Raw genomic sequence first — 14,546 nt, forward strand, 5'->3', positions numbered from 1 at the left:
ACAGCTGTGAACTGTGTCCAGCTCGGCGGTGCTTAGGGGGGGGCTGGCCAGGTAACGCTGCACCAGCAACGTCCCCTTGTGCAGACTGGTCCAGCGCGACAGCACCTGTTGTGTACTCCAATCTTTGGCCTCTGCGGGATGCAGTTTAACCACCAGGTGCAAGTGATTGGCCATTACCGCATAGGCACAAATATCAATAGCAAACAGCGAGGCCAGCAGGCGGATACGCTGCTCAATCCAGGCGCGGCGGTGCTCGTAGCTCTGGCCGGTATGGCTGTCGATGCCGCACAAAAAGGAGCGGCGCACGCAGCGGGAAACCACATGATAGTAAGGCGTATCCTCGACGGCGATAAGGGCTTTGCGGGGTCTGGGCATATCGCACCTGCATAGCTGTTTAAATATACAGTGGTAAAGTTAGTTGTTGATTACCCGGCTGTCAAGATTCTGAAGATTGTCATTAAGGAGTGTTGTTGTGCCTGTCCATGTGATGGTCCATGTTTTATTGTCATGTTGCATTATGACCTAAATATAAATTAGCCACTTTAAGGTGTTATAAATATGCTTGGCTGCAAAATATGGGCAGGCGACCGGGCCGCCTGCTGTTTTGCTTAAAAACTACATTTATTTACGCCGGCGTTTGCCAGGACGTGCGCTTTTACCTGATTGGTGGGTAGCAGGTTAAAGCTGTAGGGCAGGTTTAGCACTGCCGTGGGCTGCACATTGGGGCCGGCGATAATGCCGCTGCCGGGGTTTTCCTGCCAGGTAACATTGCTAAAGCTGTTACCGCGAGTGTCCCAGTAACCAATATTGTTGGAATAAAACGACACTATTGGGTTTTTGGCATTTTCAAACAGGTTGTTTTCAATACGGATGGTGGCACCCATCCGGCTGTTAATGCCAGTGTCCTGAATATCGTTGTAGTAGTTATTGTAAATATGCCCCTGACCAAAGCGGAACAGCGGCAGGCGCGAATTTACTTTATGCCAGTGGTTGTGGTGAAAAGTGATGCGCCGGTTGTAGTTGTCCGAATCATTGCTGCCCCATAACGAGGTTTTCCAGCTGTCGTGCAGGTAGTTATAGGAAATAGTGACATTATCAATATCTTTTTTACCGCTGATCAGCTCGTCATAAAAATCTTTATCAACATTCAGCCGGTTATAAATTTCGTTATGGTCAATCCAGATATTGCGGGCCGGACCTTCAATGGTGATGGCATCTTTATCGCCGATGTTCACGTAGCGAATGCGCAAGTTGCGGATGATCACGTTATTTGCGCGCCAGATTTTAATACCAATACCGTCAAGCAGCGCATTGTTGCCTACGCCGATAATACTGACGTTATTCATATCTTTAATATCAAACTTGCTTGCACCACCTGAATTGCCAGGCGTAATAGTGCCATTGACCCGGATCGTCAGCGGCCGGTTTACATCTCGGTTATTTAAAGCCGAGACCAGCTGGCTGCCGGTACTTACCGTGACCGTTACGGCATTACTGCCAGCACCGCCAGTGGTGCCGCCATTTAGCGAGGCATAACCTTGCGGCGATGACGCGCACGCATTAACGGGGCCTGGCTCAACCGGGTTAGCGGCATTGCCGTACACTTCAAACTCGGCAATCCTTGGGGCGCTGCTGGCAGTGAGAATTTCCAGATTAAGCTTTTTGGTACTAACCGGATTAAAGTTAACTGTGCGGCTACTGCCAATGCCGGTACCGCTAGCCAGTACAGCCCCGTTATCATGATTTACCAGCCGCCAGCTGGTGACATTACTACCCTGTTCCCTCAGTACCACCTGACTGGCTGTAACCGCACTGCTCCATTTCACCGACACCCGCTGGCCGTTATTGCTGGCTGGCTGCCAGTAACTTTGTAAATTACCATCTTTTACATCACCATAGCTGCTGCCGCTCACTTTGCTGGAGCCATCGGCACCGGCGCCAGGGCCGGTAAGCGCCAGGTTATTGGCTTGCGCCACAGCGCTGATCGCCAGTGCTGTGTTTAAAAGAGATATCCGGAATATTCTGCCAAATTTCATTTGTTTTATCCTCTGTTAAATTATTGTTTTTACACCACCTGGGGCAGGTAATGCCGCTTTAGCCTGCTGCATGGCCGGTAAGGCGGCTATGCCAAATATGGAAGCTCGCGCCGATATCAGAACTTTTTTATGCTATATCACCTAATGCATTGATATTTTAAGGTTATTTTTATGTGAAAAATAATGATGTAATAAATTTATCAGGCAGATATTTTCGCGGTAGCGGCTGTTCTGTTGATTGATCTGTCAGCTGGCTGACATACAATAGCGCCAGTTTAGTTTTGAGGTGCAGTATGAGTAGTAACGCCTTACCAGAGGTAAGCTCTTTTCGATACAAAGCAGGCCATTTCTTGCAGCGTACCAGTGTGCAGCGCAGCTTGCTGGCGCTGATTTTACTTAATGCCGTGTTACTGGGGCTGGAAACATCGTCTGCACTAATGCAGGTTGCCGGCACAGCGTTACGCTTAGTTGATAGCGTTATTCTGGCGGTATTTGTGGTTGAAATTGGCTTACGGATTTATGTGCACCGGTTGGCATTTTTTAAAGATGCCTGGAGTTTGTTTGACTTTATTGTGGTCGGTATTGCCCTGGTACCTGCCAGCGGGCCTTTTGCGGTACTGCGGGCATTAAGGGTGCTGCGGGTGTTAAGGGTACTAACTTTTGTACCGTCGATGCGCAAAATTGTTGGCGCTTTGGTCAAGTCGTTAAACGGCATGTTGTCAATTGCCATGGTGCTGGGGCTGGTGTATTACGTGGCGGCGGTAATGGTCACTAAGCTATTTGGTGAAGCCTTCCCTGAGTGGTTTGGCAGCCTGGGGGCCTCGTTGTATACGCTGTTTCAGATCATGACGCTGGAAAGCTGGTCGATGGGTATTGCCCGGCCGGTTATAGCCGAATTTCCTTATGCCTGGGCATTTTTTGTGCCTTTTATTCTGATTGCTACCTTTACCATGTTAAACCTGTTTATTGCGGTTATCGTTAATGCCGTGCAAAGCATGCACGACGAAGAACATCAGGAAGAACATGATGCAGCCCAGACTGCTCAGCAGCAATTGTTATTACAAATGCAGCAGTTGCAACAGGAGCTGGCGGCGTTAAGAGCGGATTTACATAAATCTACTGCAGAATAAACTCTTCCAGCGGCTGGTTAGTTAATTTGCCTATTTGGGTAAACATATAATAAATGGCGCCCATCAGCATCACCATTACCGGTAGCACTATCACCGGGTAGCTTAGCCAGGTCATCCGGCCCAGTTCTTCGGCATACGCCGTAGTGCCGGGCTGGCTGACAACGATGGCTTTGGCCAGCACATAATTCAGTACCGCCGACACAAAAAACGCCGCCGCTACGATATAACCTGCACGGTTTACCCGCTGTTCAAACAGCTCGCGATTGGCCGCGGCGGCCAGTGCCTGATACAGCTTGTCAATATCCAGTAAATCGGGGTTAATCAGCAGCTTTTTCACCAGCGGAAAAGGGGTGTACTGGCTTGCCAGTACCACTATGCCAATAATCGCCGGGATCATCGCTTCTTTAATCGCAATATAAGCAGGGTCGAGTTGCAGCAGGCTGATGCCACCGGTTAGCAGCACACTGATAATACCCAGAATGGAGTAAAAATTTACCTTGCCCAGCTTCACCAGCTCCCACAGGCCAAACAGTAATGGAAAGGCCAGTGCCACCACCACCCCCCACACCGGGCCCAGCGCGTCTTCGCCGCTAAAGCGGCTAAGTATCACTGCCGGAATCACAATATTAAAAATCATATTGCTTAAAAAGCCGGATTTTTTCTGCTTAACAGGGCGGCTTGGGGGGCTTGCAGGTGTGGTCATGTGTTTCCTAGTGTTTCAAAGTGCTGACGCACTATAGCATGAGTTTATCCTGGAATTTTACGCCATAGTTTACCGGATGAACAGCGATGTCAGCGCGTGGTAATTTGGTCTTACCAATTTCGTTGCTGCCTTGGTAATCTGTCAGTGTTGAGTACCAGTTGATAACAGGCTAGGGTGAAGGTATTCGTGATACTTAATCAAAACAGAGATGCTGAAATGGACCATTACGCTGCACTAAAAACCAATGTTGGCTTGCTGGGTACCCAACTGGGTGAAACCATCCGCCAGCAACTGGGCGACGCTGTCCTGGAGCGGGTAGAACAAATTCGTACCCTGGCCAAGGCGGCGCGCCAGGGCGAGGAATTACAGGCCGATAAGCTAAAGCAGGTGCTACGCGGTTTAAGCGACGACGAGCTATTGCCGGTGGCGCGCGCCTTTGCCCAGTTTTTAAACCTGGCCAATTTAGCCGAGCAACACCATACCATCAGCCGGATTGGCCATGCCAGCATTGAAAAGCCCGAGCCACTGCAAGAGTTATTTAGTTTGCTGGACGATAAAAAGCTCGATGGCGGTAAAGTAAAACAAGCGGTGGCCAATTTATCGATTGAACTGGTATTAACCGCTCACCCCACTGAAGTGTCACGCCGTACCCTTATTCATAAACTGACCGAAATTGCCGGCTGTTTAGCCGAACTGGAGCAGGAGTTAACCGCTGCCCAACAACAAAAAGTGGAGCTGCGGCTCAGCGAGCTGATTGCTCAGGCCTGGCATACCAATGAAATTCGCGAACAGCGCCCGACGCCGGTAGATGAGGCAAAATCGGGCTTTGCGGTGATTGAAAGCTCCCTGTGGCAAGCCATTCCGGATTTTTTACGCGAGCTGGATAGCAAGCTGCTAACGGCTACCGGCAACGGCCTGGCATTAGACGCGGCGCCGGTAAAATTTTCTTCCTGGATGGGCGGCGACCGCGACGGCAACCCCTTTGTCACCGCCAAGGTAACCCGCCAGGTGTTGTTACTCAGCCGCTGGAAAGCCGCCGATTTATTTGCTGCTGACTTAGATTTTCTCAGCAGTGAGCTGTCGATGTATCAGGCCAATGCTGCGTTGCGTCAAATAGCCGGCGAGGCCAGTGAGCCTTATCGTTTGGTGCTGAATCAATTACGGGCAGGCCTGCTGCGCAGCCGTGACTGGCTTACCGAAGCACTGAAACATGACCGCTTACAACGGCCGCAGGAATTAATCTGGCATAATCAGCAGTTACTTGAACCCTTGCTGCTGTGTTATCAGTCGCTGCTGGAGTGCGGCATGGCCGTTATCGCCAATGGCCGGCTGCTGGATACTATTAGGCGCGCCTATGCCTTTGGTTTAACCTTGTTAAAGCTGGATATTCGGCAGGATGCCGGCCGTCATGCTCAGGTATTTGCCGAGTTAACCCAGCATTTGGGCCTGGGTGATTATAGCGCCTGGGACGAGGGCGCCCGCCAGGCCTTTTTGCTGGCCGAACTGGCTAATAAACGGCCATTGTTTCCAAAAAACTGGCAGCCGTCAGCAGATGTGCAGGAAGTGCTGGATACCTGTGACATTGTGGCCCGCCATGGTAGCGAAGCGCTTAGCACCTATGTGATTTCCATGGCCGGTAAACCGTCTGACGTGCTGGCGGTACAACTGCTTTTAAAAGAAGCGGGTAGCAGCTTCCGGATGCCGGTGGCACCACTGTTTGAAACGCTAAGCGATTTGCAAAACGCGCCAGATTGTATGCGCAAACTGCTCAGTATCGACTGGTACCGCGGCTATATTAACGGCAAGCAGGAAGTGATGATTGGCTATTCTGACTCGGCCAAAGACGCTGGGGTGTTTGCCGCAGCCTGGGCGCAGTACAGTGCGCAGGAAGCCTTAGTGGCCATTTGCCAGCAGGCTAAGGTACAACTTACCTTATTCCATGGCCGCGGCGGTACCATTGGTCGTGGCGGCGGTCCGGCGCACGCCGCGATTTTATCGCAGCCACCAGGTTCGTTGGCGGGCGGTTTGCGGGTAACCGAGCAGGGCGAGATGATCCGCTTTAAATTTGGCCTGCCCAAATTGGCCGAGCGCAGCCTGGCGCTGTATGCCAGCGCCGTACTGGAAGGCTTATTACTGCCACCGCCGGTACCCAAACAACGCTGGCGCGAACTGATGCAACAGCTGGCCGACGACTCGTGCGAGGCTTACCGCGCCGTGGTGCGTCACAATAAAGACTTTGTCGCTTATTTTCGCGCAGCTACCCCCGAGCAGGAGCTGGGCCAGTTGCCACTGGGTAGCCGGCCTGCCAAGCGCAACCCCACCGGCGGTGTGGAAAGCTTACGGGCGATACCCTGGATTTTCGCCTGGTCGCAAAACCGCTTAATGCTACCGGCCTGGTTGGGTGCGGGCTCTGCTCTGGCCAAAGCCGTCGAGCAAGACAACACGGCGCTGCTGGACGAAATGCAGCAGCAATGGCCGTTTTTCGCGACCCGCATGTCGATGCTGGAGATGGTGTTTTTAAAAGCCGATAGCGAGATAGCCGCTTACTACGATAAGGTACTGGTACCGGACGAGTTAAAGCATTTAGGCAAGCAGTTGCGCTCTCAGTTAACGGCCGACCGCGAGCTGCTGCTAAAGCTGATCCACAGCGATACCTTAATGGCGCGCGAGGGCTGGATCCGCGAATCGATAATGCTACGCAATACCTACGTTGACCCGCTGCATATTCTGCAGGCTGAGTTGTTGTACCGGGTAAGGCACCAGCCCGAGCGGGTAAACCCGATGATCAGCCGGGCGCTGATGGTCAGTATCGCCGGTATAGCGGCGGGTATGCGCAACTCTGGTTAAAAAAAGCCGTTAAATCATCTCGTTAGTGGTAAATAAAACCGGCATAATCAGCCGGTTTTATGTTGGAGTAAACTTATGGGGCGCTATGCATTGTTGGCGTTGGTTTCGGCAGTGGCGATGGCCAGCAGTGGCATTATTGCCCGTGTTAGTGGTTTGGCGGCTGCTGAGCTGACCTTTTACCGGCTGGCAGTGGGTGGTTTGTGCTTATTGATTTTTGTGTTGGCAACCGGCCAATTGAGGTCGCTACGGGGTAAGCCCGACTGGCGGATGGCGGTAAACGGCGTGCTGCTGGCCAGCTTTATGCTGTGCTTTTTAACGGCGATCAACTTTATCAGCCTGGCCAATGCCATTATGCTGGTGTATCTGGCGCCGCCGTTATCGGCCTTTGTCGCCCACTGGTTGCTACATGAAAAACTCGACGTGGCCGATTCCAGCCTGATCGCGCTGTCGTTCTTTGGTTTTGTCATGTTGCAGCAGTTTAAGTTTGATTTGGTACTGGACACCAGCCAGTTGCCAGGGCTGCTGTTTGGTTTGCTGTCGTTACTGGCTTACAGCAGCTTTTTACTGCTGAACCGCCGGTCACTGCCGGCACATTCTCAGCTGCAACGCACCTTTTATCAGCTGCTGATTGGCGCTTGTTGCGTGCTGCCGTTTTTAACTGGCATCAATCTGCCAACGACAGATAAGCTGATCTGGATAGCATTGGCTGGCCTTTTTCCTGGGTTTATCGCCATTTACTGCGCCATTGTTGCGCTGCAACATCTGCCTACCCGGGTTTATGCCACCCTGGCGTATCTGGAGCCGGTTACCGTTATTCTGGCCGGCTGGGTATTGTTTAATGAAAGTTTAAGCCCATTGCAACTGGCCGGGGTGCTGCTGATTATCCTCACCGGATTAACTCTGGCTATTCGGCATAAACCCGCGCCTGCAGTAGTGGCCGCGGCTGAAGCCGTCAGGTTGTAGCCAAGATCAACACTTAGCCGCGCGGCATAAAATCCAGCACGGTAGCGTTAATGCAATAGCGGGGCTGGCCTTTGGGGCCATCAGGGAAAACATGGCCTAAATGAATGCCGGAAATGGCGGCACGAATTTCAGTGCGGCGCATGCCGTAGCGATTGTCGGGCCGTTCGGTCACAGCGCCGGCAACGGCTTTGGTAAAGGATAACCAGCCAGTGCCGGAATCAAAGCGGTCGCGGGTATCGAACAGTGCAGCGCCACTGAGTTTATCGACAAAAACGCCATCGGGAGTGTTTTTAAAAATTTGATACTCTTTGCAAAACTGCTGATCGGTGCCTTTGTCAAAAGCGACATTAAAGGCTTCGCTGTCACCCAGTTTAAATTTACCTAGCAGCAGGTAAAACTCGTCCGGAGCCAAATAACCTCTGAATGCAAAAACTTCCTGGCCGTCCTGCAGCAAGATGATAGTCGGGGTTGCGCTGGTATCGGTTTTAATGGCTAAGCCGGCAAGCTGGCGGGCAAAACGAAAATTCAGCGGAATATCGCCCTGATAATCATTAGCCACCTCGGCTTTAAACTTTTCGCAGTAAGGGCAGTAACTTTCGGAATCAATCACGACTATCTGCTTGCCGGTTAGCAGCGGATTGTTATCAATTGCCGCAGTTTGTATTGCGCTATCGCGGTTAAAGCGCACGCCGGTTGAGTGGTCCGGACAATAGCCGTTAGGGTTTTTGGCAATATAATCCTGATGATACTCCTCAGCCGGGAAAAACTCAGGCAGTGGTTTTAGTTGGGTCACTATTTTGCCATAACCGGCCGCCGTTAACAGCGGTTGATATTGCTGCAGTACTGCTTGTGCGCGGGCTTGTTGCTCAGGGCTATTGGTCAGAATAATAGAACGATACTGGGTACCAATATCATTACCCTGGCGGTTCAGCTGAGTTGGGTCGTGGCTTTCAAAGTAATGTTGCAGCAAGGCTTCCAGGCTGATTTGTTGCGGGTTAAAGGTAACCTGCACCACTTCAGCATGGTTATTGGGGTTATTTTTATTACTGCGCTGGGTAATGGCCCGATAAGTAGGTTTTACCCCTTGGCCATCAGCGTAGCCCGACACCGCATCAACCACCCCGGCTAGCCGCTCGTAGCGCATTTCGGCGCCCCAGAAGCAGCCAGAGCCCAGTACAATGCTGTCAAGCTGGGCCGTCGACGGTAGCTTGTCGTCGGGCTGCTGCACGGTATACCTACTGCTGACGGCCTGCTCTTGCGCCGGCGCGTTTAACGCCGAAAACACCAGCAACGATAAGAGTAAGGCGACAATAAAACTCAGGTATTTCATCAGATGTTCCTGCGGTTGCTTTGGTTACTGAAACAGTTCGGTTACTGGATCAGACCGGTTAATGGGCGGTTTGCTTGCAAAGGCAGAGCTTAATCTTGACGACAAGTATAAATTACGATGTTAGACCGGGTTGGGATCATAGCCAGTTTTTGCGGTTGCTAGCTTTAAGTTTATGTTGCTCTTATGTACGTTTTGTTGATAATGGCATGTCAAATTATTCCTGTATTAGCCACAACTTAATACGGGTAAGCCTAAGTAACATCATAAAGTGCAGGGAGCCTGATGGCATGATTAGCAAGAACCATGGAATCAGCAGTGTGATATTACTGCTTTGTTGTCATTTTTTGCAGGCTGATGAGATAGTTATCATCGATCAGCTGCCTGTTGATCTGGTCAATCCTGTTAGCCTGGCGCTCGGAGACCAGGCTTTTGCACTGCGTGAAATGAATGAAAAGCGGCTGCAACTTTGGAAATTGTCTGATAACGGCTCGCCTGAATTAACGGCTGAGCTGACTGAGGTTGTTCCGGGTTCTGGTGCGACAGTACAAATGGTTGGTGCCTATGCCAATAACTGGTGGCTAGCGGGTTTGGAATGGGACTATTTTGCTACGGGCAAAGCGAGTCTCATTCATATTAGTCAGTTAAAAGCTGATAACAGCAGAGTTAACATTAGTTTTGAGGCGCCCGCGGCGTTATCCAATAGCAGCATAAGTTTTACGCGCTGGCATTATGCGCCTGCACAGGACAGGCTGTTTGGTCTATTTGGCTTGCCAGGCGCTGAGTCTGTATTTTTACTTAGTTGTATGCAGGCACTGCAACTTGCTGCGGGTAACTGCAACATTACGGCCTTGACCTCAGGAGATTTTTTAGCGCTGGACGATGGATTTGTGCTGTGGGACCGTGGCCACACTAACAGCGGATTTAGTTGGTATCAGTTTGACCAGGAGGCGGAGAATGGGTTGCGTGAACAACACTATCAGCTCGAGCCCAGCCGGATAAGCCACTGGCCGGGAGCCGACAGGCTACAAGTTCAGGTAAGTTCAGTGGACAATGGCCAGATACACCATAGCAACTATGATTTACAACTTAACGGCCCGGCCCGCGGCGCACTCATCAGCCGTAAACTGCCCGGCGTTTACCCGTCGCAACGTTGCCATTATCTAAGCAGTTACCGGGCGCTCTGTCAGTCAGGCAGTTCAATGGTTTTTGTCAATATAACCAACGGTAGCTTGACCCCGGCGCTATTCGATTATATGGGCGAGGCGGCTGATGTCCCCTGGGGTGAAATAGTGGCGGTACAGGGCGACAATACCGTGGTTAAGCTCGGTACTGAGCAATTAACGGTTTATCGTTTACCTTTGCCGCAACTTAGCGTGGTAAGTTTCCCATCAGGCTTTGATCTGACTTATGGTGATACCGCCATGTTGCGATTAACGGATATGCTGGCTGATATTGACCTGAGTAATGTTGATATCCGGGTTATTTGGGATTCGCCACATCAGACCTTACCAACGACTATTTTAACTGAGCTGGCTTATGGTGTGTTTCAGTTTGATACCAGCAAAGCCATTTCCCGCTATAGCCCAACCGGGCAGGTGCTGATAGATATCCACGATAGTAATTGGCAGAGCACTGTGTCGTTGCCATTAAGTATTGCCAACATAAACGAAGCGCCTACTGCTTTATCTGCAGTAATTGACACCGAGCCTTTGGAAATAGGCGAGCGCTACGAATTAGCGCTGAATGATGTGTTTACCGATCCTGATGGCGATGGTCTGACGTTCAGCAGCACAGCGTTACCTGCAGGTTTTGTCCTGCAATCACCATTGATCACTGCAGCACCTCAAACCCCAGGTGCCTTTAGTTTTACGGTGACGGCTATCGATCCATATGGGTTAACTGCCAGCCTGCTGGTGCGGGGAACCGTTAAAGAGAAAAGTTCTGGCGGCACTATGCAAGGTTACTGGCTATTGGGCCTTTTACTGCTGTGGCGCCGCTTTAAAGGCTAACTACTGGCGAATTTGTCAGTTAAAGATAGCGTTCTGTCAATATCAGAACGCTTAATATCCAGATGACACACCCAGCGCAGGCGCATTAAGGCACCTTGTGCTGCCTGATAACGGCTGGCCGTGACGTTAATGCCATGGCCGGCAAGATAGGGCAGTAAGCGCTCGGCCAGAGCCGGGCTAATGTCGGTAAATACGATATTAGTCTGCGGCGCGATCACTGTCAGTGTCTTTAACGCCGGTTGCTCGCTGGCCAGTTGCTGCAACCCGTCGGCCAGTAAGCGGGCATTAGCGTGGTCATCGGCCAGCCGCTCAATATTGTGCTTAAGTGCGTATAAACCGGCAGCTGTCAGTACGCCGGTCTGGCGCATACCGCCGCCCAGCATTTTTCTAACCCGCCTCGCCCGTGCAATAAACTCTTTTGAGCCCAGCAGTAACGAGCCTACCGGGCAGCCAAGGCCCTTAGATAAACATAAGGATACCGAATCATAGCCCTGACAGAGCTCGCGGGCCATTTGCTGAGGGCTAACGCCTTGTTGCGGTGCCAGCGCCACAGCGGCATTCAGCAGCCGGGCGCCGTCGATATGGCAGGCCAGGCCCCGGTCTTGCGCCAGCGCCGCCACAGCACGCATATAGCTAAGTGGCAGCACTTTACCGCCGACGGTGTTTTCAATTACAACCAGCCGGGTGCGGGCAAAATGCGGATCGTCGGGCTTAATTGCCGCGGCAATATCAGTTAGGGCCAGGGTGCCATCAGCTTGCAGCTCCAATGGCTGTGGCTGAATAGAGCCCAGCACAGCCATACCACCGGCTTCCCACTTGTAGGTGTGCCATTGCTGGCCCACTATGGCTTCGTCGCCGCGCTGGCAGTGGCTCATCATCGCAATTAAATTGGCTTGTGTGCCGCTGGGGGCAAACAGCGCGGCCTCAAAGCCCAGTAATTCTGCGCCGTAGCGCTGCAGCTCAAGGGTAGTTGGGTCGTCATTAAATACATCATCGCCCAAAGGGGCGTTGTGCATTGCCTGGCGCATGGCGGCACAGGGTTGGGTTACGGTATCACTACGAAAGTCGGCCATTAGTGGTGCTCTGCTTCTTCAGTTACAGCGGGGTGCTCAATCTACGCAGGCTAAAACGGCAGCGGGGTAAAAAGCAAGGGCGATACGCTGAACGGCATTAACCATAAGAAATAAAAAACCGCCTGATTTAATCCAGGCGGTTTTTGTGAAGGCGGCAACGCTTTAGTAGAAGTTAATCCTAAAATCGACCCCAAATACCCTGGGTTCATTAACAAAACCGGTCATGTTATTAAAGTCGATGGCGCCTTTCAGGTTGTGCTCGTTGGTAATATTGCGACCAAACACGCCCACTTCGTAGTTATGGGCATAGTTGGTGTAAGCCACCCGTAGGCCCGCCTCAAAGTTGTTATTAGAGTTGAACTCGGCTGATTCATACAAAAACAGGTTGGTTTTGCCCTGTAACTGGTAATCCGCATAAACATATATTTCACCGCTTGGAATGGGGAAATCGTAACGGCCATTTAAGGTTAAGATGGTTTTGGGGGCCTGTGGAAACGGATTACCGCTAATAAAGGCCTGGCCGTCACTGTTTACCGGATCCAGCACAGTACACATGCCAGAGCCGCAGGGTGCTACTGTCAGGGTGTCGTCTTTTAATTCGGTTTTGTTGTAGCTGAAACCACCACCCAGGGTGAAATAAGGCGTGGCACGCCAGTCAAAGTCGATTTCAAAACCGTAGCCTACGCCCTTGTCTGCATTGATCAGCTGGTTGCCCTGAGTTTCACCACCAATGGCTGATAGCTGAATGTCATCGATAGTGTAGTAAAACAAAGCGCCGTTTAAACGCAGGGTGTTGCCGAGTAAGTCTGACTTGGCACCCACCTCAAACGAGCTGATGGTTTCAGCATCAGCAACCGATGGCGGTGCTTCAAAGGCGACATCGCGGCCCTGAATCGACTGGGCACGGAAACCTTCAGCCACCCGGGCAAATAAGCTGGTGGTCGGAGTCAACCGGTAGTTAGCACTCAGTTCCCAGCTGATATTGTCGTCTGATACTTTAATGGGGGCATAGTACTGCTCTTCAGCCACACCAATCACCAAGGCAAAGCCGTTTACATTCTGCTGGCCCACGTAGAAGGTTTTTACATCATCGGTGTAGCGGATACCACCGGTGATAGTAAGCTGTTCGTCTACCTGATATGAGCTCTGGCCAAATACGGCCCAGCTGGTATTGCCATGAAATACTTCAGTGGCGCCAAAAAAACCGTCAATACTGTTCACCGCGAAGCTGGAGTCAAAGTAGAAGGCACCGGTTTGCCAGCTCAGGGCATGGTTGGTATCACTGGCCAGTCGTATTTCCTGCGTAAGCTGCTTTAAGCCGCGCAACTGGTCTTCAGTCACGGCCTGAAATGGAATAAAGCCAGGGCCGGTAGGGTTGCCTCCGTCAATATCACCAATGCCGCCACCATTGGCTTTTTCCAGGGCTGAAATGCTGGTTAAAGTCATGCCATCCAGGGCAAAGTCCAGTTTGAGTGAACCACCCCAGGCATCATAGCTTTGCGGGTTATTGCGACCTTCATTGTAAGCTACGGTATTGCGGTCGTAGTTACTATTAAGCTTGTTGCTACCCTGGCTTAAAATGTTCGCGCGGAACAAGGTTGAGGTGCCGTCATAATTGCGGGCATGCAGGTTAAGCAGGGCATCGAAGCCGTCACCTTCATACAAAAACTGTAGCCGGCCAGCCAGTTCGTTGTAGCCACCCATCACATCTTTGTTGTCGTAAAAGCTGTTGCTGACCCAGTCATCCCGGTGGTTTGACATTAATGAAAGCCGGGCTGACAACTCGTCGGTTAAACCACCACCAACGGCGCCCTCCACATTCAGCATGCCCAGGCTACCAGCACTGGTTTTAAAGTAGCCATCAAATTCCTGGCGTGGCTTTACACTGTCAAACTTAATAATGCCGGCCGTGGTATTGCGGCCAAACAAGGTACCTTGCGGGCCGCGGATCACTTCTACGGCCTGCATATCAAACAGTGGAAAGCTTTTTAAGATCACGTTCTCCATCACTACTTCATCCATAATAATGGACACTGGCTGTGATGCCGCTAAGTCGAAGTCGGTGTTGCCTAAACCGCGAATATAAAAACGCGGCGCGGCGCGGCCGTTAGATGTTTCAGCGTACAGGCCCGGTACTTTTACTGCCAGTGCAGTAATATCATCCCCACCAGAGAAAATCGCATTAAACCGCTCCTGGCTGATAGTGGCTACTGAAATAGGCACTTCCTGAATACTCTGGCTGCGTTTCTGAGCGGTAATGGTAATGGTTTCCAGCTTGTTTTCTTGTTGCTCGTTTTCACTTTGTTGTGCTTGCACGGTGGTAGCAAAACCAACAACACCTAGCAAACCGGCGCGGATCGCCAGATTCAGAACAGACTTATGCATGCCTTTCATTAAGTTTAACCTTCATATCATCACTGGGGTGGGGTAAACGTCAGCCGGAGTGATCACGGCT

Annotated in this window: 9 protein-coding genes and 1 pseudogene; 4 read left to right on the top strand and 6 right to left on the bottom strand. The window is 51.4% G+C overall.

Features of this window, described 5'->3' with window-relative positions; genetic code table 11:
- Both WG68_RS14555 and WG68_RS14560 read right to left on the bottom strand, forming a co-directional pair.
- A pseudogene (locus tag WG68_RS14555) lies at positions 1-375 on the bottom strand (hypothetical protein); the annotation flags it as partial.
- A 233-nt stretch (positions 376-608) separates the two neighbouring features.
- A complete protein-coding gene (locus tag WG68_RS14560) occupies positions 609-2,036 on the bottom strand; it encodes a pectate lyase family protein (protein ID WP_046558450.1) in 1,428 nt (475 codons plus the stop codon).
- Between the two features lie 293 nt (positions 2,037-2,329).
- Between WG68_RS14560 and WG68_RS14565 the strand changes: the two genes are divergently transcribed.
- Positions 2,330-3,166 carry an ion transporter gene (locus WG68_RS14565; RefSeq protein WP_046558451.1) on the top strand — a complete coding sequence of 279 codons (837 nt, stop codon included), beginning with the start codon at positions 2,330-2,332 and terminating at the stop codon, positions 3,164-3,166.
- Here WG68_RS14565 and WG68_RS14570 read toward each other — a convergent pair.
- On the bottom strand, positions 3,153-3,869 hold the full coding sequence (locus tag WG68_RS14570; protein ID WP_046558452.1) for a VC0807 family protein: 717 nt from the start codon (positions 3,867-3,869) through the stop codon (positions 3,153-3,155). The genes WG68_RS14565 and WG68_RS14570 overlap by 14 nt on opposite strands.
- A 216-nt stretch (positions 3,870-4,085) precedes the next feature.
- Here WG68_RS14570 and ppc point away from each other — a divergent pair, with 216 nt between their 5' ends.
- Together ppc and WG68_RS14580 are read left to right on the top strand one after the other, a co-directional pair.
- Positions 4,086-6,716 (top strand): phosphoenolpyruvate carboxylase, encoded by a 2,631-nt coding sequence (gene ppc, locus WG68_RS14575; RefSeq protein ID WP_046558453.1) that lies wholly within the window; start codon positions 4,086-4,088, stop codon positions 6,714-6,716.
- 75 nt (positions 6,717-6,791) lie between these two features.
- A complete protein-coding gene (locus WG68_RS14580; protein WP_046558454.1) occupies positions 6,792-7,679 on the top strand; it encodes a DMT family transporter in 888 nt (295 codons plus the stop codon).
- A gap of 13 nt (positions 7,680-7,692) precedes the next feature.
- Here the strand turns inward: WG68_RS14580 and msrA are convergent, their stop codons facing one another.
- Positions 7,693-9,009 (bottom strand): peptide-methionine (S)-S-oxide reductase MsrA, encoded by a 1,317-nt coding sequence (msrA, locus tag WG68_RS14585; protein WP_046558455.1) that lies wholly within the window; start codon positions 9,007-9,009, stop codon positions 7,693-7,695.
- A 287-nt stretch (positions 9,010-9,296) separates the two neighbouring features.
- Between msrA and WG68_RS14590 the strand changes: the two genes are divergently transcribed.
- Entirely contained in the window at positions 9,297-11,018 is a 1,722-nt protein-coding gene (locus tag WG68_RS14590; protein ID WP_046558456.1) for a putative Ig domain-containing protein, read from the top strand.
- On the opposite strand, the gene ltaE is transcribed toward WG68_RS14590, so the two are convergent.
- Together ltaE and WG68_RS14600 are read right to left on the bottom strand one after the other, a co-directional pair.
- Positions 11,015-12,091, bottom strand: a complete 1,077-nt coding sequence (gene ltaE, locus WG68_RS14595; protein ID WP_046558457.1) for a low-specificity L-threonine aldolase — start codon at positions 12,089-12,091, stop codon at positions 11,015-11,017. The genes WG68_RS14590 and ltaE overlap by 4 nt on opposite strands.
- Before the next feature lie 162 nt (positions 12,092-12,253).
- Entirely contained in the window at positions 12,254-14,476 is a 2,223-nt protein-coding gene (locus WG68_RS14600) for a TonB-dependent receptor (RefSeq protein WP_235357746.1), read from the bottom strand.
- Positions 14,477-14,546: the final 70 nt, after the last annotated feature.

The sequence above is a fragment of the Arsukibacterium ikkense genome (assembly GCF_000987775.1).
In the GTDB taxonomy this organism is placed as follows: Bacteria; Pseudomonadota; Gammaproteobacteria; order Enterobacterales; family Alteromonadaceae; genus Alishewanella; species Alishewanella ikkense.